The organism is Paenibacillus sp. 453mf (assembly GCF_900116105.1).
Taxonomy (GTDB): domain Bacteria; phylum Bacillota; class Bacilli; order Paenibacillales; family Paenibacillaceae; genus Paenibacillus; species Paenibacillus provencensis.
Genome location: NZ_FPAC01000001.1, coordinates 1,304,290 through 1,321,863 on the forward strand (window position 1 = coordinate 1,304,290; position 17,574 = coordinate 1,321,863).

Consider the following 17,574-nt stretch of genomic DNA (forward strand, 5'->3'; position numbering starts at 1 on the left):
ATACTGAAATAGATTTGTATAAAATAGATTTAGATTGTATTGTGTACGGTATATTTCCGAACATAGCTATCGTGATCGAGCACCTCAATGGCACCTGACCAATCAAGCACTTTTCCGACAAAACCCTTGATGTCCAAATCCTTCATCTCATACGTATCCGGTGTATTCCCCGTACCTGTTGCATCCTTAATCAAGGTCACTTTATATCCGCGGTCATAGGCTGATATCGCCGTAAACAAACAGCAGAACTCCGTCTCAAATCCTACGATGAATAATTGATTGACGCCTAACTTCTCCAGTGTCTCTGCAAGATTTGTATTAAAAAATGCACTCGGAGTCTGCTTCTCGACTACAGTTTCGGCATATTCAAGAAGTGAATCATGTATATTTGATCCCTCTGAATCACGGTACAATGGACTTTCTTCCTGATCGTCAATATGTCTGATGAAAATGACCGGTTTTCCGTCTCTTTTGAAATCTTGAATTACCTGTTCCATTAATGTGAGTTCCTTCGTGAAATCCTTTAGCCGGACAATGGCGTTCTGTACATCAATAACTAGCAGTGCTTTCATTAGATCACCTCCTGGAATTATGTAACAATTGGTAATTCTACAGATATGCGATAAATCCTCTTGATGAATGGAATCTAACAGGTAATCTAACAAATTAGTGATATATGGCGTTGCAAGTCCATGCTGATAGCGCTATCATAAGTTCAGAACTTCATATCATTTCTAAAGGAGCAAATATACATATGACACGGATTGAAGACCAAGCTACAGTGTTATTTATCGGAGACAGCATTACGGATTGTGGTAGAAATTACGATAATAGAAGTGACCTTGGCAGGGGCTATGCGATGATGGTTGCGGCAGAACTTAATCTGCGTTATCCCGAGAAACAAATTCAGTTTATTAATCGCGGCATTAATGGCAACCGTGTCACTGATCTTGAACAAAGGTGGGAGCAGGATTGTCTGGCGCATAACCCAACCTGGGTCTCTATTTACATTGGAATTAATGATACCTGGCGCTGGTACGATTCCAAGGCAGAGACCTCTGCAGATGAATTTTATCGTACATACCGTGAGTTGATTGTGCGGACAAAAGAACATACGAATGCAAATATCGTATTGATTGAACCATTTGTACTGCCTGTTCCAGAAGATCGGAAGGGATGGAGAGTAGATCTTGATCCAAAAATTCATGCAATTCGTGATCTGGCTCGAGAGTTCGGAACCTACTACGTTCCACTGGATGGCTTGTTCGCTCAAGCGAGCGCCAAGGCGGAGCCTGCTTTCTGGGCAGGAGATGGTGTGCACCCGACTGATGCGGGTCATGCTCTCATTGCAAAAGCATGGCTTGATGCAGTTAAAGCTTAACTTCATGTTTCAAACCAAGAAGACTGCTCCTCATTTCAATTGAAATAGGGAAGCAGTCTTTTCTTTGAAGCTGCAAAGTGAAATTTTTTGGATACCGAACGACTTTTGCGAAGCAACCGGAGAGAGGGAGCTCAAAAAATGCAACGACTGCATCGCGCGCAGGAATTCTTCCCCCAGCTACAAGTGAAATTTTTTGGATACCGAACGACTTTTGCGAAGCAACTGGAGAGAGGGAGCTCAAAAAATGCAACGCTAGCTTCACCCACAAAGAAATTCTTCTCCTACTTCTAAGTGAAATTTATAAAAATTCAAATCAACGGTTGCGAGCAACCGGAGAGCGGCGTCCAATTATGGAACGCCTATACGAGTACCTTCCGAAACTCCGCAGTCAACAGAGGCACAACATCAAACAGATCACCGACAATGCCGTAATCGGCAACCTTAAAGATGGGAGCTTCAGGATCCTTGTTAATCGCAATAATAACACGCGATTGGCTCATTCCAGCCAAATGCTGTATGGCACCGCTAATGCCGCATGCAATATAAATTTCGGGCGTAACGACTTTCCCTGTCTGACCAATTTGCAGCGAATAATCGCAATAGCCTGCATCACACGCTCCGCGGGAAGCACCAACAGCTCCGCCGAGCAGATCAGCGAGCTCTTCAAGTGGCTTGAAGCCGTCTACGCTCTTCACTCCTCGGCCTCCAGAGACCACAATTTTTGCCTCGCTAAGATCAATCTTGCCTGTCGTCTTCTGAACGACATCCTTTACGATCGTGCGTAGCGATGGAGATGGATAAGCAATATCTTCAATGGGTGAAGCACTACCTTCCGGTGCAGTCGCGGCAGCAACATTGTTCGGACGAATGGTAATGACGGCTGGCCCATTCTCAAACACACGTTTTTCAAAGGCTTTACCGGCATACAGGGGTCTAGTAAATACCGCATTACCTTCTTCTACCTCAATGGCAGTAATATCCGAGATTTGTCCCGCCGCAAGATGGGCTGCAACCAGTGGAGCCAAATCCTTACCCAGAGCGGTATGACCGAACAGGACAAGATCGGGTGCTGCCTGTTGTAAGACAGATTTTAATACTGATATATAAGCTTCGGGGTTATAGTGTTCAAGCTCTGGATGCTCAATGGTATAGATCACATCGGCACCATAGGGAACAAGTTCACTCACGGCGGACGTTATGTCAGACCCGGCAACTACAACCTGGATACGATCCTGAGCACCAGCTATTTGCTGCGCAGCTCCTAACGTTTCTAGTGCTACCTGACGAAGTTTACCATCTCGATTCTCGGCATATACAAGCAATGTTTTACTCATAACAAGAACCTCCTAGGGTCATCCGAAATAGGATGCATGATTAAATACTTGAAAAATAACGCATGTTGGACATTCTATTGACCATACACTTTAGGTAGATCAGCTGCATATTATTGAAACCGCATACAAAAGTATGGGTATGGCATGATAGAGTCCACCAATGCTCAATAAACTTACGATACCGTACGTATTATACCGTTCAAATGACTTTGGATTCGGTACGCAGTAATCCGACAAGTTCGCGGGCAACATCCTCGGCATCACCCTTAAGGATTCTACCCGCGCCGCGTTCAGGAGGAAGCGTCAGCTCAACTTGCTTCGTAGCAGGCTGAACTTCTGCTTCAGTAAGATCAAGGTCTTCCAGCAACAAAGTCTTGAACGGCTTCTTCTTCGCTTTCATAATGCCGGGCAGGGAAGGATACCTTGGTTCGTTGAGTCCTTGCTGAGCTGTAAACAGCGCAGGAAGCGATACGCTAAGCACTTCAAGATCCCCTTCGGCATCTCGATGAACTTCTGCTGTTGTACCTTCAATCGTAAGCTTGGTAATGGATGAGGCATGAGGAATGCGAAGAAGCTCAGCCAAACGGATAGCGACTTGACCTGATCCGCGATCTACGGAGAAGTTACCTCCAAGAATGAGATCCGGATTTTCCTGGGATAGATAGGCGTGCAGCACTTTAGAAACAGCATATTCGTCATCCGGAATTCGCTCATCCGAAATCAGAACCGCTTCATCTGCGCCCATCGCAAGCGCTGTTCGAAGTGCTTCTGTCGCACGTTCGGGCCCGACCGAGAGGAGAGTCACACTGCCGCCGTGCTCATCTCGAAGCTTGACAGCTTCTTCTACCGCATATTCGTCGTATGGATTAATAACAAATTTCACACCATCCTCAGAAACGACTCCATTCTGCAGAGTGATCTTTTCCTCTGTATCAAAAGTCTGCTTTAACAATACAACGATCTTCATATTCAATCTTCTCCCTTCAAAAACATGAGTTATGAAATTGATTTATTTGGAAACACCATGAAGAAAGAAGCCAAGGGTGTCGTCAACCTGATCCCGAAGCGAATATTTCTGTCCTGCGATCAGCCATGAGGTAACGGCTTCATCCATGGAGCCGAAGATGAGGTTCCGAACCAGCTTTAGATTAAGGTCTTCTCTAAACTGTCCCAGCTCTATACCCTGCTCTAGAATATTCTCGATCAGCTCAATATATGGCTTGAGTGATTTGCCAATCTCTTTGCGAAGCTCAATATCACTTTGCCTTAGCTCAACCTGCGTGACGTACGCAAGCTCGGGATTATTCTCAAGCTCTGTAAAATGAATGCGGCATACCGTGCGGAGGGCCTGAGTAGGGTCAGAGCTCCCAGCGACACTGTCATGGAATTTCTCCACCAGCTCGCCAAGCTTCTGTTGAAACAGATGAATCAGGATATCCTCCTTTCTCTTAAAGTAGAGGTAGATTGTGCCATCGGCTACGCCGGCTGCTTTGGCAATCTTGGAGACTTGGGATCGATGGTAGCCATTCTCGGCAAACACTTTGAGGGCGCCTTGAAGAATGAGTTGATATTTTTCTGTTTTTTTACTTGTCATATGTTCACCCCGGTGTTAGAATACAGTTAAATTTCTGAATGAATACTCATTCATTTCTTGTAACCACTATAAAATACGTTCAAGTCATTGTCAACGATTCAATCCCTGTTGAAGTGAGAAATCGTTATACAAAGGTTGAGACGATTCGTTAGGCGTTCATATCAAGGTTTGCAGCGAGTATGACAATCCAATTGTCTAAAGTCCAAACGATGTGGAGGTCTGTTTTTGCAGACGCATTGTAAGCGCTTAATTATTGAATCGAATTTGCCTTGTCAATGGCAAGAGGTGTTTTTGTCCGAAAGGAGTGAAGTTCAACAATCAGTGATCCGCCATGCAAGCTGAAATTTAAATCTTATGATTACAAGGGGCTTGATGAGGATGATTCTACAAATGATCAATGCGCTGCTCTTTACCCTCATTACCGGCTGGGCGGTTTATCTATTCGCCAGAGTTGTATACCACCGTTATTTATATATCAAATTAGGCAAACCTGCGAATCTTCGTAAGGATATTAAAGACAGGATTACTGCATTTATGGTGCAGGTCTTCGGTCAGAGCAAGCTATTCAAAGATCCGAGAAGCGGAATCATGCACTTTATCGTTTTTTACGGATTTATTATTCTGCAGTTCGGTGCGCTGGACATTATCTGGAAGGGGCTCACGGGGCACAGTTTGCCTATACCGGGCTACGAAGGATTTATTTTGACCCAGGAGATCACGGTCGTACTTATTCTTCTCGCCATAGGATACGCTGCCTACCGAAGATACGGGGAGAAGCTGCATCGGTTAAAGAGAGGCTGGAAGCCAAGCCTGGTTGTCTTTTTTATCACGTCATTAATGATATCCGTTCTACTCACTATGGCATTTGAACGTCTGAGAGAGGATTTGCCATCTTCATTGTATGCACCCATCTCATCAGGAATTGCTTCCTTATTTACATGGATGCCCGAATTTGCAGTGACCACAATGTATTACCTTTTTTGGTGGATTCATCTGTTGATCCTGCTCTCCTTTCTACTATACGTCCCACAATCGAAGCACTTTCATCTCATTACCGCACCCATTAACATCCTGTTTCGACGAACAGATTCACCAGGCAAGCTAAGCAAGCTTGATTTGGAAGATGAAGAGGCAGAGTCCTATGGTGTCGGCCAAATCGAAGATTTTACCCAGAAGCAAATGCTCGATTTCTATGCTTGTGTAGAGTGTGGGCGATGTACCCATGTATGCCCGGCGACGAATACCGGCAAGCTCCTGTCACCCATGCACATGATTATCAAGTTAAGAGATCATTTAACGGAAAAGGGCGAGGCACTTACGTCAAAGTCGGCCTGGATGCCTGCTAGTGTGTTCGGTTACGCCGGTGTACATGAAATGAGAGCTGCAGACCTATCTCTTACCGATTGGACAGGGGAAGGAATTACCGACATTCGTCCGACCATGGGTGTGCAAAAAAGAGCCTGGCATCAAGTTGAAGGTGTCAGTGCCAAGGATGTCCAGCTCATCGGAGGAGTCATGACAGAAGAGGAAATATGGGCTTGTACAACTTGCCGTAATTGTGAGGATCAGTGTCCTGTTGCTAACGAGCACGTTGATAAGATCGTGGATCTCCGGCGTCATCTCGTGTTGATGGAAGGAAGTGTACCTCATGAAGGACAACGAGCGATGCAGAATATTGAGCGCCAAGGCAATCCATGGGGCATCAGTCGTGCAGAACGCAGCAAATGGGTGAAGGAAATTGACCCAGACGGTACCTTGAATTTGACCATTCCGACGGTGAAGGAGAATCCGGACTTTGACATTCTATTGTTTGTAGGTTCAATGGGGTCATATGACAATCGGAGCCGTAAGGTTACGCGTTCCCTAGTTCATTTGATGAATGAGGCAGGTGTCAACTTTGCGATCTTGGGCAATGAAGAGAAGAATTCGGGTGATACACCGAGACGTATGGGGAATGAATTCTTGTTCCAGCAGCTGTGTACGGAAAACATTGAAATTTTTAATAAATATGGTGTTCAAAAAATCGTTACAGCCTGTCCCCATACATTCAACGTGTTCAAGAACGAATATCCCGAGTTTGGCCTTACAGCAGATGTGCTTCACCATACCGAGCTGCTGGATGAGCTGGTCAAGACCGGCAGGCTGATTCCCAAGCATACTTTACATGAAAAAATCACCTATCATGACTCCTGTTATCTCGGAAGATATAACGATGTGTATGATCAGCCGCGTGATGTGCTGCGCGCCATTCCAGGAGTCGAGCTCGTGGAAATGGAACGCAGTCGAGAGAACGGGATGTGCTGCGGTGCCGGCGGAGGACAGATGTGGATGGAGGAGGATACCGGCAAGCGTGTAAATCTAGCTCGGACTGAACAGGCACTATCTGTATCCCCGACGATGATCAGCTCTGCTTGTCCCTACTGTCTGACGATGCTGGAGGATGGTACGAAGCTTAAAGAAGTAGAAGCAAAAGTGCAGACGAAGGATATTGCAGAAATATTGGAAGCATCCGTCTTCGGTGTTGCCGAAATTAATGAACAGGAGGTCGTTGCGAAGTGAACAAAATGTTAAGTCCTACGCATACAACTGCGATTAAGAAGAGGTCCATATCAAAAGCTGCCGTTATTGGCTCCGGAGTCATGGGTGCAGGAATTGCTGCACATCTAGCGAATGCGGGACTGTCTTGTCTGCTCTTGGACATTGTGCCTGCTAAATTATCATCAGAAGAAGAGCAAGCGGGGCTGTCACTGGAACATCCTGCAGTACGTAACCGACTTGCTAAGCAAGCGATTGCTGCACTTCCTAAATCAAGTGCGGCTCCACTGTATGCTCCCCATTTTGCAGAACGCATTACACCAGGTAACATAGAGGATCACTTGAATCTACTGAAACAAGTCGATTGGATCATTGAAGTCGTTACTGAAAAGCTTGAAATTAAGAAGTCCATCATGAAACAGATCGAATCGGTGCGTACAAAAGGAACCATTGTCAGCACGAACACGTCCGGAATTTCGGTGAATGCCATGGCGGAGGATTGCAGTGAGGAGTTTCGGAGTCATTTTCTAGGCACGCATTTTTTTAATCCACCACGGCATATGAAGCTGCTGGAGATCATCCCAGGGTTCGACACAGATCCCGAGATCACGTCATTCATGAAAGAATTTTGTGAGAAAAGGTTAGGAAAAGGCGTCGTCATCGCCAAGGATACACCAAATTTTATATCAAACCGTATCGGGACTTATGGGCTGCTTGTCACGTTGAGGGAAATGGCGCAAAACGGTTACACGGTGGAGGAAGTGGATGCCGCAACAGGACCGGTGCTCGGCAGACCTAAGAGTGCAACGTTCCGTACGCTGGATTTGGTGGGGATTGATACTTTTGTTCATGTGGCGAAGAACGTATATGATTCCGTGCCCGATGGTGCAGAAAGGGACATATTTGAAGTGCCTGTCGCACTGCAGGAATTGTTGTCAAGAGGCTGGATTGGTGAGAAGAGTGGTCAGGGGTTCTACAAAAAAGTGAAAGGAGATCACGGCAGTAAGATTCTATCGCTCAACCTAGCTAATATGGAATACAGTCCAAGCGCCAAGATCAGCTCAGCATCGATTGAAGCAGCGAAGGCAGTCAAAGGTGCGGGGAAGAAGATCAAGGCCTTTCTGAATACGAAGGACCGATATTCAGAGCTTGCATGGAATGTACTAAAGCAAGTGCTGATCTATTCCGCCGAGAAGCTCGGAGAAATTGCGGATTCCATCGAGGATATCGATAATGCGATGAAATGGGGATTTAATTGGGAGCTGGGTCCGTTTGAGACCTGGGATCTGATCGGTCTGCCAGCGTCGGTTGACCGTATGGAAGCCGAGGGATTGGTCGTGCCTGCATGGGTGAAGAGCTGGATCGCTGCAGGGAACAACTCCTTTTATCGGCAAAAGGACGGAGACGTATTCCAATATCTTAAAGGGGAGTACCGAGCGGTAGAGAAACAGCCTGAGATCATATCCTTAGCATCGTTGAAAGCGCAAAATAAAATCATCCGTTCAAACACAGGCGCAAATCTGATTGATATTGGAGATGAGGTCGCCCTTCTGGAATTCACCTCTCCGAACAATGCCATTGGCGCCGACATTCTGGTCATGATTCAGCAGGCAGCCGAAGAAGTCGAAGCCAATTATAGAGGCCTGGTGCTTGCCAATGAAGGCCGAAACTTCTGTGTAGGCGCTAATTTGATGCTGATGCTCATGGAAGCTCAAAGTGGAGATTGGGATGAGGTTGATGACATTATCCGATTGTTCCAAGGAAGCATGATGAAGCTTAAGCAATTAGCTAAACCGGTTGCGGCTGCTCCACATCGAATGACGCTTGGAGGAGGCGTAGAAGCCTGTCTTCCAGCGGACCGTATTGTTTTCTCCGCGGAAACCTATTTTGGCTTGGTAGAAACAGGAGTAGGCTTGATTCCGGCTGGTGGCGGATGTAAAGAACTGGTGCGAATGACGAGCGAGCGTTTCCCGGATCAACAGGCGGACCTTCAGCCTGAGCTTAACCGGATATTTGAAATGATTGCACTTGCCAAAACTTCATCCAGTGGACACGAAGCACTACAAATGGGATATGGCCGCTCCCACGATCGTGTCGTGATGAATCAGGATTATCGCATCTATGAAGCCAAGCAGGCGGTACTTGAGTTGGATCGTGAAGGTTACACACCTGCTCCTGCAGGTAAGGCAAGAGTTGCAGGTCGTGACGGACGTGCGGTGCTTCAGCTGGGAGCGCTTGGTATGAAGCAGAGCGGATATATTAGTGATCATGATTACCTCATTGCGAAGAAGCTTGCTCATATACTGGCAGGGGGTGATGTACCGGCAGGTACCTCCGTGTCAGAACAGTATTTATTGGACCTTGAACGGGAAGCCTTCTTGAGTCTTCTAGGTGAAGTGAAAACACAGCAGCGCATGCAGCACATGCTTGCCAAAGGGAAGCCTCTTCGCAATTAGGAGGCATCTAAGCTGACTGCAACGTATCAACAACCAACAGAACTTATGAAATACACTCATTAAAACTATCAGTACCTATATCCTTTAAAGGTTGAGGTGATTTGTATGAGAGAAGCGGTCATTGTGTCACTTGCCCGAACCGCTGTAGGCAAGGCCAAGAAAGGGAGCCTGGCGGATACACGAGTAGAGGATTTGGGCAAAGCCGTGCTTGAAGCGGTCATTGAACGAGCACCAGGGTTGAAAAAGGAAGATGTCGAGGATATTATCCTTGGCTGTGCAATGCCGGAAGGAGAGCAAGGGTTGAACGTTGCTCGCATCATTTCCTTGTATTCCGGCTTCCCTGTTACCGTTCCTGCATTGACGATCAATCGGTTCTGTTCCTCTGGCCTGCAAGCGATCGCATTTGCGGCGGAACGGATTATGCTTGGATCTGCTGAAGTCATTGTTGCGGGAGGCGTGGAGAGTATGAGTCATGTGCCTATGACCGGATTTAAGCCTGCTCCACATTACCGAATTGTGGAGGAGATGCCGGAAGTATATATGGGTATGGGACACACAGCTGAAGAGGTTGCCCGTAGGTTCGGGGTTAATCGGGAGGCGCAGGATGCCTATGCCGTAAACAGTCATCGGAAAGCCCATGCGGCAATCGCTGCAGGCCGATTCAAGGATGAAATTGTGCCAGTTGAGGTTACCCATACGTCCATTGATGACAATAGCCGTATCAGGAACCGGAAGTTTACCTTTGATACCGATGAAGGCGTACGTCCAGATACCTCAGCAGAGGGGTTGGCTCGTTTGAGACCTGCTTTTTCGGTTAAAGGCACGGTTACTGCAGGCAATGCATCTCAAACGAGCGATGGTGCAGCAGCGGTTGCTGTAATGAGCAGGGAAAAAGCAGAGGCGCTCGGCCTTGAGCCCCTGGCGACCTTCCGCTCGTTTGCTTTGGCAGGTGTGGAGCCGGAAATCATGGGTGTAGGACCTGTCGAGGCTATACCGAAAGCGCTGAGAATGGCAGGTATTGAGCTGGATCAGGTGGCGCTGTTTGAAATTAACGAAGCGTTTGCTTCCCAATGCCTGCATATCATCCGTACCCTCAATATTGACGAAGAGAAGGTCAATGTGAACGGAGGTGCCATTGCTCTTGGTCATCCGTTAGGCTGTACAGGAGCGAAGCTTACCGTGAGCCTGGTCTCCGAGCTTGCCCGTAGAGGCGGAGGATATGGAGTAGTGAGCATGTGCATCGGTGGAGGTATGGGTGCAGCGGGTGTGTTCGAGGTGCATGGGCAGACAGCCAGCACAGCCTAGGTTGCATTAGACGACTTCCTTAAGACGAAGGAAAGGAAGCCGTCCCCCCTCTCACACCCACAAGGTTGAGAGAGGAAGAATTGCGCTTCACGTATTGGAGTGCAGCATCAGCGGAGAGGGCGAAATCGGGTGGAGAAGCGAAGCGTGCGTATTTGCCCTTGGAATTCACCATTAGAGTGGAATCAGAAGAATCCAAGGGCAAGAAGGCTCGGAACCCGATTCGCCATCGGAGCGCCCACAGCAGCACTCACATCACCATCGAAGCTCACAGTTTCCCCTGAACTTAAAGAAACAGACGACTTCCATAAACCAAAGGAAAGGAAGCCGTCCCCCCCTCTCAAACCCACAAGGTTGAGAGAGGAAGAATTGCACTTTACGCAAGGAGTGCAGCATCAAGCGGAGAGGGCGAAATCGGGTGAAGAAGCGAAGCGTGCGTATTTGCCCTTGGAATTCACCATTAGAGTGGAATCAGAAGAAATCCAAGGGCAAGAAGGCTCGGAACCCGATTCGCCATCGGAGCGCCCACAGCAGCACTCACATCATCATCGAAGCTCTACAGTTTCCCCTGAACTTAAAGAAACAGACGACTTCCTTAAACCAAAGGAAAGGAAGCCGTCCCCCCTCTCATACCCACAAGGTTGAGAGAGGAAGAATTGCACTTTACGCAAGGAGTGCAGCATCAGCGGAGAGGGCGAAATCGGGTGGAGAAGCGAAGCGTGCGTATTTGCCCTTGGAATTCACCATTAGAGTGGAATCAGAAGAAATCCAAGGGCAAGAAGGCTCGGAACCCGATTCGCCATCGGAGCGCCCACAGCAGCACTCACATCATCATCGAAGCACTCATTTCATCTTATCGCACACATGCACACTAACTTTCTTCATCGATCAACCATCACCTACCCCGAAAGGAGCTAATTCTCATGAGCGACAACCAAACCAAAGAACCAAAAATCAAAGGTGGAAGCTTTGTCATAGACAAGGCAGATCTTGATCGCATCCTGACGCCCGAAGATTTTACCGAGGAGCATCGCATGATTGCAGAGACCGTTCACGACTTCATCGATGGTGAAGTGGTAACAAGAGATGAGGAGATCGAGAAGCTGAATTATGACCTCACCGTAGAGCTGCTTCGAAAGGCCGGTGAGCTTGGACTGCTTGGGGCTGATGTGCCGGAAGAATTCGGCGGAATCGGCCTCGATAAAGTCAGCTCGACCATCATCAGTGAGTCGCTGGCAAAGGGTTCATCCTTTGCCTTGTCCTTCGGTGCTCATGTCGGTATTGGGACATTGCCGATCGTATTTTTCGGTACACGGGAACAAAAGGAAAAGTATTTGCCCGATCTTGCATCTGGGGCCAAAATTGCCGCCTATTGCTTAACGGAACCCACCTCGGGCTCGGATGCAATGAGCGCAAAAACGACCGCTGTGTTATCGGAAGATGGTGAACATTATATTTTGAATGGATCTAAGCTCTACATTACAAACGCGGGATTCGCAGATATCTTCATTGTGTACGCGAAGATCGATGGTGAGCACTTTACCGCTTTTATTGTAGAGAAAGAAATGGAAGGCTTTACGCTTGGACCGGAAGAGAAGAAGATGGGAATCAAAGGCTCATCCACCCGCCCCCTTTACTTTGAGGATGTTAAGGTACCGAAGGAGAATTTGTTAGGCGAGATCGGCAAAGGCCATCGAATTGCTTTTAATATCCTGAATATCGGTCGATACAAACTGGCGGCAGGCTCTGTGGGAGCGGCCAAGGAAGCGGTTGAGCTCAGCACGAAATATGCGAATACACGAAAACAGTTTGAGACACCAATCTCGAATTTTCCGCTTATTCGCAAGAAGCTGGCAGAGATGAATATTCGAACATTTGCAGTTGAGAGTATGGTATATCGTACAGCTGGACTACTGGACGAGGCGATGCAGGATATTGATTATACAGCGAATGATGCAGGAACACGGGCTGCAGCTGCAATCTCCGATTATGCGATTGAATGCTCGATCAATAAGGTGTTTTCTTCCGAGAACCTAGACTCAATCGCGGATGAAGGTGTACAAATCCATGGCGGCTACGGCTACATTCAAGAATACAAAATTGAGCGTTTATACCGCGATTCACGGATTAATCGGATATTTGAAGGGACCAATGAGATCAATCGGCTTCTGATTCCAGGCACACTCGTGAAGAAGGCACTAAAGGGAGAGTTAGCACTCCTCCAAAAAGCACAGGCTCTACAAAATGAGATACTGCAAATCATACCGAATCAAACGTTTGAAGGGATCTTAGAGCAAGAAGAGCATTTTCTAGATATGAGCAAGAAGATATTCTTACTAGCTGGAGGTCTTGCCGTACAGAAATACGGGACGAAGCTCGAGAAGGAGCAGGAAGTGCTCGCGGGTCTTGCCGATATGATGATAGATATTTTTGCACTCGAAAGTGTGCTTACCCGTACGAACAAACAACTAGCGAGAACCTCTGAAGAGAGAACGCAAAATATGATTGAAATGACAAAAGTGTTTGCTTACGAAGCATTCTTGAGAGTAGAATCTGTGGCAAAAGAACTGCTGACTACTGTGGAGTCCGGCGATATGCTGCGTATGCAATTATCAGTACTCAAAAAGCTGACGAGAAGCAATCCGGTGAATACAACACAGTATAAACGCAGCATCGCTGCTCGTGTTATCAATAATGAACGTTATACGGTTTAATCTGAAGAGATCAGATGGTTTTGGATGAGGAGTAGGTCAGCGAGGAAGCATTCTCGATGAAAGAGAATGAAAGGGATGATTGTCATGAACGATAAGCCCTGGCTGCCGTTTTATGAGGCCGAAGTGGCCCCATCTTATGAGTATCCGAATCAGAACTTGGCCGCGTTTCTGGTCACGTCAGCACAGAAGTTTCCCCATCGGCCTGCGATGTATTTTATGGGCAAGACGATTAGCTACAAGAGTCTGCTAATGTTGTCATATCAAATGGCACACGTGCTGCGAGGCTTAGGAGTGAAGAAAGGAGACAGGGTAGCCATTATGCTGCCCAATTGTCCCCAGGTGGTCATTGCCTATTATGGTACGCTGCTGATTGGCGGCGTAGCGGTGATGACCAATCCACTATATATGGAACGCGAGCTTGCCTACCAGATGAAGGATTCCGGAGCGAAGCTGATCATTACACTGGATACCTTCTATTCCCGGGTTGAGAACATTGTGCAGGAAACGGAGATCAAGCACACGATCATTACAGGTGTTAAAGACTACCTTCCGTTGATTAAGAAGTGGCTCTATCCTATAAAGGCCAAAAAGGAGGGACTATTGCCTGTAATTCCTTACAATAACCAAGTCCATTCCTTTACAAAACTGATCAAAAGCGCAGCTGCGGATCCAATATTGGAGTCGGTCGATGCGGAGGAAGAATTGGCGCAGCTCCAATATACGGGAGGTACAACGGGTGTACCGAAGGGTGTGATGCTCACCCATAAGAACCTGATCGCAAATACAATCCAGTCCGGGAACTGGTGCCACCAGGCCCAGGATGGCAAAGAACGATATTTGGCGGCACTGCCCTGTTTTCATGTCTTCGGACTGACATGTGTATTAAATCAGGCTATTTACAGAGCTGGGCTGATGATATTGGTACCAAAATTTGAAGTCAATATGATACTGAATCTAATTCGTAAGAAGAAGCCAACACTATTTCCGGGAGCTCCAACCATGTATATTGCCCTCATCAATCATCCCAGGATCAAAGAGTATGATCTATCGTCAATTAATGCTTGTATCAGCGGATCGGCTGCGCTTCCAGTAGAGGTTCAGGATACATTCGAGGAGATGACGAAGGGACGTCTCATTGAAGGTTATGGATTAACGGAGGCATCTCCCGTAACTCATGCCAATCCCATATGGGGCAGACGCAAGATAGGCACCATCGGCATTCCTTTTCCTGATACGGAGGCAAGAGTGATCCATCCCGAAACAGGAGAGGAAATGCCTGTCGGAGAACCGGGTGAGCTGATTGTCAAAGGTCCTCAAGTGATGAAGGGCTACTGGGGAAGACCGGAAGAGACCTTTGATGCGATCCGGAATGGCTGGCTCTTCACAGGTGATATGGCTACGATGGATGAAGAGGGTTACTTTACGATCATTGACCGTAAAAAGGATATGATTATTGCGAGCGGATACAATATCTATCCGAGGGAAATTGAAGAGGTGCTGTATGAGCACCCCTCTGTGAAGGAAGCCGTGGTTGTTGGGGTGAAGGACAGTTATCGTGGAGAGTCGGTTAAGGCTTATATTGTGCTTAAGGATGGAGCAGAGCCTGATCCGGTTTCTCTCGAACAGTTCTGTCGCAGTCAATTGGCGGCATATAAAGTGCCAAGGCAATATGTATTTAGAGAGTCACTGCCTAAAACGATGGTGGGCAAAGTGCTAAGGCGGAAATTGCTCGAGGAGGAAGAAGAGCAGCCAACAGCATAAATCAATGTCCATCAGTCCCAAGATAGTTACATGAATACAGAAGAGAGGGAGAGCAGTGGTCAGGATAGATCATGAACAAGAGGATGCCCGTGGTCAGACAGACGAACAAAGGGAGTACATTGAGTCGATTACAAAGGCAGCAGAATCCACGTTTTGGGGTTATCTGGGATGTAAACTTGAGCATGCTGGAAGTGATGAAGTCGTCGTGTCGCTTGATCCGCTTCCACATCATTTGAACCTCATGGGAATCGTCCACGGTGGTGTTCTGTCTTCCTTATTGGACAACACGATGGGCGTTGCCGTCATGCTGAAATATCCGAATCGTCCCAGTGTTACCAGCAATCTGAACGTACATTTTGTAATGCCTGCCAAGCAAGAGTATCTTACGGTTACCGGCAAAATTGTACATGAAACCGGTCGATCCATTACGGCGGAATCGAGAATTACTAATTCACGAGGAGAGCTGATTGCACTTAGCACTGCATCCTTTAGGCTGAAATAGGGCCGCAGAGGCATAAGCGAAAAAATAGATCATTCGTTAAATGACGAATGATCTATTTTTGGTGGATTCAAGTAATGACAATATCCGAGTATCCTGAGAAAATGCTTTGAGCTCCGGTACTGGTATCTGTCCACACTCCAATATAGCCCCCTGGAGGCACACTAATAATATCAATATAATCTCCAATTAATGGAACTGGAGTGGGGCTTGAGCCGTTGGGATTAAAAGAGACGTTCGTGATACGTGTATTGGTAAAAGTTTGACCTCCATTGATGGAGCGGGCAACGTATACATCGAGATTAAACCCATCAATTTGGTTGCTGTAATATATGATATTGACTACTCCAGTGAGTGGATCTACGTCAACGGAAGGGAAGAAGTTTTGTGATCCAGTAGGTGCCCCAGTAATACTTACGGGTTCAGACCATGTTTCTCCGAGGTCAGTAGATATCGACATGAATATATCCGAGTACCCAAGTCGATAATCCTGCCATACCGCATAAACTGCATCTGTGTAAGGACCTATAGAGCGATCAGTTGAAATACTGGCAAAGGTAAGAACGCGGAAGCCGTATCCGGTAACAGGAAGCACAATGGGTACAAGTGAAATCATCGAAACAAGCACTGGTGGTTCAAAAGTGGCTCCCCCATCCAACGAACGGCGAATAACAAAGCGTGCAGACGGATCAACTGTAATCCAGGCCCCATATACTATTCCAGCTAGACCTACGGCAACTTCCGGGCGCTCCACTTGATCAGCTTCACTAGATAGTAGTATGGGGGTTTGCCAAGTGTTCCCTCCATCTGTGGAGCGGCTGAAGAATGCCGTTGAGTTTCCACCATTGGCTACATTGAATTGGTGATTATATGTGACATATATATTTCCTAGATAAGGACTGGACTGCGCTGTATCGCATATTACATTGGTCTCATCATTATTAATATAGGTACCATATCCCTGATTTACAATTCTGGGTGCGCTAAACGTTGCCCCATTGTCGGTTGAAATATAAATGATCGCTGTCCCATCAGATGCACCAGGGAAAGCATGCGCAGTAATGACAAATGTATTAGGAAAGGCATAAGCAACGGCTGATGCCTCTGCTCCTGTAAATCCGGGAGGTAGGGGCAGGAGGGCATTGGACCAAGAAAATCCACCGTTTAAGGATTGGTACACCCCAATTAACGGGACTCCTGTCGTTGTATCCACTGCAGTAGCAACCATAATGCCAGGGATCAGAAGGTTTACTGCTACACTGGGTTCAAATTTAGGGTTACCAACAGGAGTTACCTGAAAGTTAAAATTGGTCAACTGTAATCCCCTCGCTTTAAATAGTTTTATCTTGTCTTATTCTATTTTCACATCCTAGCTTTTGTTTGAGACAACACCCATTTTTACTAAAATCCGCACATGTAAAGGTGTTTGTCTATAACTCTCTGAATCTTTTGAATATGAATGATAGTGTAAGATGAAAGGAGGAGAAATATATGCCGGTCTATACAACGGGACTAATTACAAATACAAGAGCCTCTGGTACAGCTTCTACGAACATTGTAGTTAGTGTTCGTAATGTAGGAACCTCCGTTGCCAATATCATCGTAGCGGTATTTGTTGTTCCCATCTCGACTTTGACACTGACACCATTATATGTATCCAGTTATTCGGTCGCTGCACGTAGTGCAGACATTCGCTCTTTTAATATTGCAGGAAATGTGGCGTATGAAGTGCAATACAATATTAATACGACGCTCACCGAAGCGGCAATTTCCACTTACGGATTAGATGAATTTGGTAATCTGGTAACAGAGCAAGGCGTCCTTCAATCGGAACTAACACCGATCAGTGCATTGTCCTTATAAATTTAAAGATAAATTCTGTTTTGTTCATGATTGGCCCATTGTTGATAACAATGGGTTATTTGAGTTTATCTGAATTATTGGAATGGGGATAGCCGCACAATCCATTGGTTGAACGATTCATACAATATAACTAAA

The 17,574-nt window shown here is 46.7% G+C and carries 16 protein-coding genes; 10 read left to right on the plus strand and 6 right to left on the minus strand.

Annotated features, from left to right (window positions below; all coding sequences use genetic code 11):
- Nucleotides 1-29 precede the first annotated feature (29 nt).
- On the minus strand, nt 30-572 hold the full coding sequence (locus BM415_RS06285; protein ID WP_091155783.1) for an isochorismatase family protein: 543 nt from the start codon (nt 570-572) through the stop codon (nt 30-32).
- A 182-nt stretch (nt 573-754) separates the two neighbouring features.
- On the opposite strand from BM415_RS06285, the gene BM415_RS06290 reads away from it, so the two are divergent.
- Complete coding sequence (locus tag BM415_RS06290) at nt 755-1,381, plus strand: SGNH/GDSL hydrolase family protein (RefSeq protein ID WP_091155784.1); 627 nt, start codon at nt 755-757, stop codon at nt 1,379-1,381.
- Here the strand turns inward: BM415_RS06290 and BM415_RS06295 are convergent.
- The 4 genes from BM415_RS06295 to BM415_RS06310 all read right to left on the minus strand — a co-directional run bounded on the left by BM415_RS06295 (nt 1,371) and on the right by BM415_RS06310 (nt 4,309).
- Nucleotides 1,371-1,649 (minus strand): hypothetical protein, encoded by a 279-nt coding sequence (locus tag BM415_RS06295; protein ID WP_091155785.1) that lies wholly within the window; start codon nt 1,647-1,649, stop codon nt 1,371-1,373. The genes BM415_RS06290 and BM415_RS06295 overlap by 11 nt on opposite strands.
- 91 nt (nt 1,650-1,740) lie before the next feature.
- Entirely contained in the window at nt 1,741-2,715 is a 975-nt protein-coding gene (locus tag BM415_RS06300; RefSeq protein ID WP_091155788.1) for an electron transfer flavoprotein subunit alpha/FixB family protein, read from the minus strand.
- A gap of 199 nt (nt 2,716-2,914) precedes the next feature.
- Entirely contained in the window at nt 2,915-3,682 is a 768-nt protein-coding gene (locus BM415_RS06305; RefSeq protein ID WP_091155789.1) for an electron transfer flavoprotein subunit beta/FixA family protein, read from the minus strand.
- A 42-nt stretch (nt 3,683-3,724) separates the two neighbouring features.
- The gene (locus BM415_RS06310; RefSeq protein ID WP_091155792.1) at nt 3,725-4,309 is read right to left on the minus strand and encodes a TetR/AcrR family transcriptional regulator; all 585 of its coding nucleotides are present in this window, start codon (nt 4,307-4,309) and stop codon (nt 3,725-3,727) included.
- Nucleotides 4,310-4,687: 378 nt separating this feature from the next.
- Between BM415_RS06310 and BM415_RS06315 the strand changes: the two genes are divergently transcribed.
- From BM415_RS06315 to BM415_RS06345, 8 genes are all read left to right on the plus strand, one after another.
- Complete coding sequence (locus BM415_RS06315) at nt 4,688-6,868, plus strand: (Fe-S)-binding protein (protein ID WP_091155794.1); 2,181 nt, start codon at nt 4,688-4,690, stop codon at nt 6,866-6,868.
- Between the two features lie 5 nt (nt 6,869-6,873).
- A complete protein-coding gene (locus BM415_RS06320; RefSeq protein ID WP_091159093.1) occupies nt 6,874-9,300 on the plus strand; it encodes a 3-hydroxyacyl-CoA dehydrogenase/enoyl-CoA hydratase family protein in 2,427 nt (808 codons plus the stop codon).
- 105 nt (nt 9,301-9,405) lie between these two features.
- Nucleotides 9,406-10,605, plus strand: a complete 1,200-nt coding sequence (locus BM415_RS06325) for an acetyl-CoA C-acyltransferase (RefSeq protein WP_091155796.1) — start codon at nt 9,406-9,408, stop codon at nt 10,603-10,605.
- 129 nt (nt 10,606-10,734) lie between these two features.
- The gene (locus tag BM415_RS06330; protein ID WP_139236954.1) at nt 10,735-11,247 is read left to right on the plus strand and encodes a hypothetical protein; all 513 of its coding nucleotides are present in this window, start codon (nt 10,735-10,737) and stop codon (nt 11,245-11,247) included.
- Nucleotides 11,248-11,258: 11 nt separating this feature from the next.
- Nucleotides 11,259-11,477: a hypothetical protein gene (locus BM415_RS24650; protein WP_139236955.1), complete on the plus strand. Its 219-nt coding sequence runs from the start codon at nt 11,259-11,261 to the stop codon at nt 11,475-11,477.
- A gap of 48 nt (nt 11,478-11,525) precedes the next feature.
- Complete coding sequence (locus tag BM415_RS06335) at nt 11,526-13,316, plus strand: acyl-CoA dehydrogenase family protein (protein ID WP_091155838.1); 1,791 nt, start codon at nt 11,526-11,528, stop codon at nt 13,314-13,316.
- Between the two features lie 84 nt (nt 13,317-13,400).
- Entirely contained in the window at nt 13,401-15,077 is a 1,677-nt protein-coding gene (locus tag BM415_RS06340; RefSeq protein ID WP_091159094.1) for a long-chain-fatty-acid--CoA ligase, read from the plus strand.
- A gap of 55 nt (nt 15,078-15,132) precedes the next feature.
- A complete protein-coding gene (locus tag BM415_RS06345) occupies nt 15,133-15,579 on the plus strand; it encodes a PaaI family thioesterase (RefSeq protein WP_091155840.1) in 447 nt (148 codons plus the stop codon).
- A gap of 67 nt (nt 15,580-15,646) precedes the next feature.
- Here the strand turns inward: BM415_RS06345 and BM415_RS06350 are convergent, their stop codons facing one another.
- Nucleotides 15,647-16,891, minus strand: a complete 1,245-nt coding sequence (locus BM415_RS06350) for a sialidase family protein (RefSeq protein WP_091155842.1) — start codon at nt 16,889-16,891, stop codon at nt 15,647-15,649.
- A 176-nt stretch (nt 16,892-17,067) separates the two neighbouring features.
- On the opposite strand from BM415_RS06350, the gene BM415_RS06355 reads away from it, so the two are divergent.
- Nucleotides 17,068-17,439: a hypothetical protein gene (locus BM415_RS06355; protein ID WP_091155843.1), complete on the plus strand. Its 372-nt coding sequence runs from the start codon at nt 17,068-17,070 to the stop codon at nt 17,437-17,439.
- Nucleotides 17,440-17,574 lie beyond the last annotated feature (135 nt).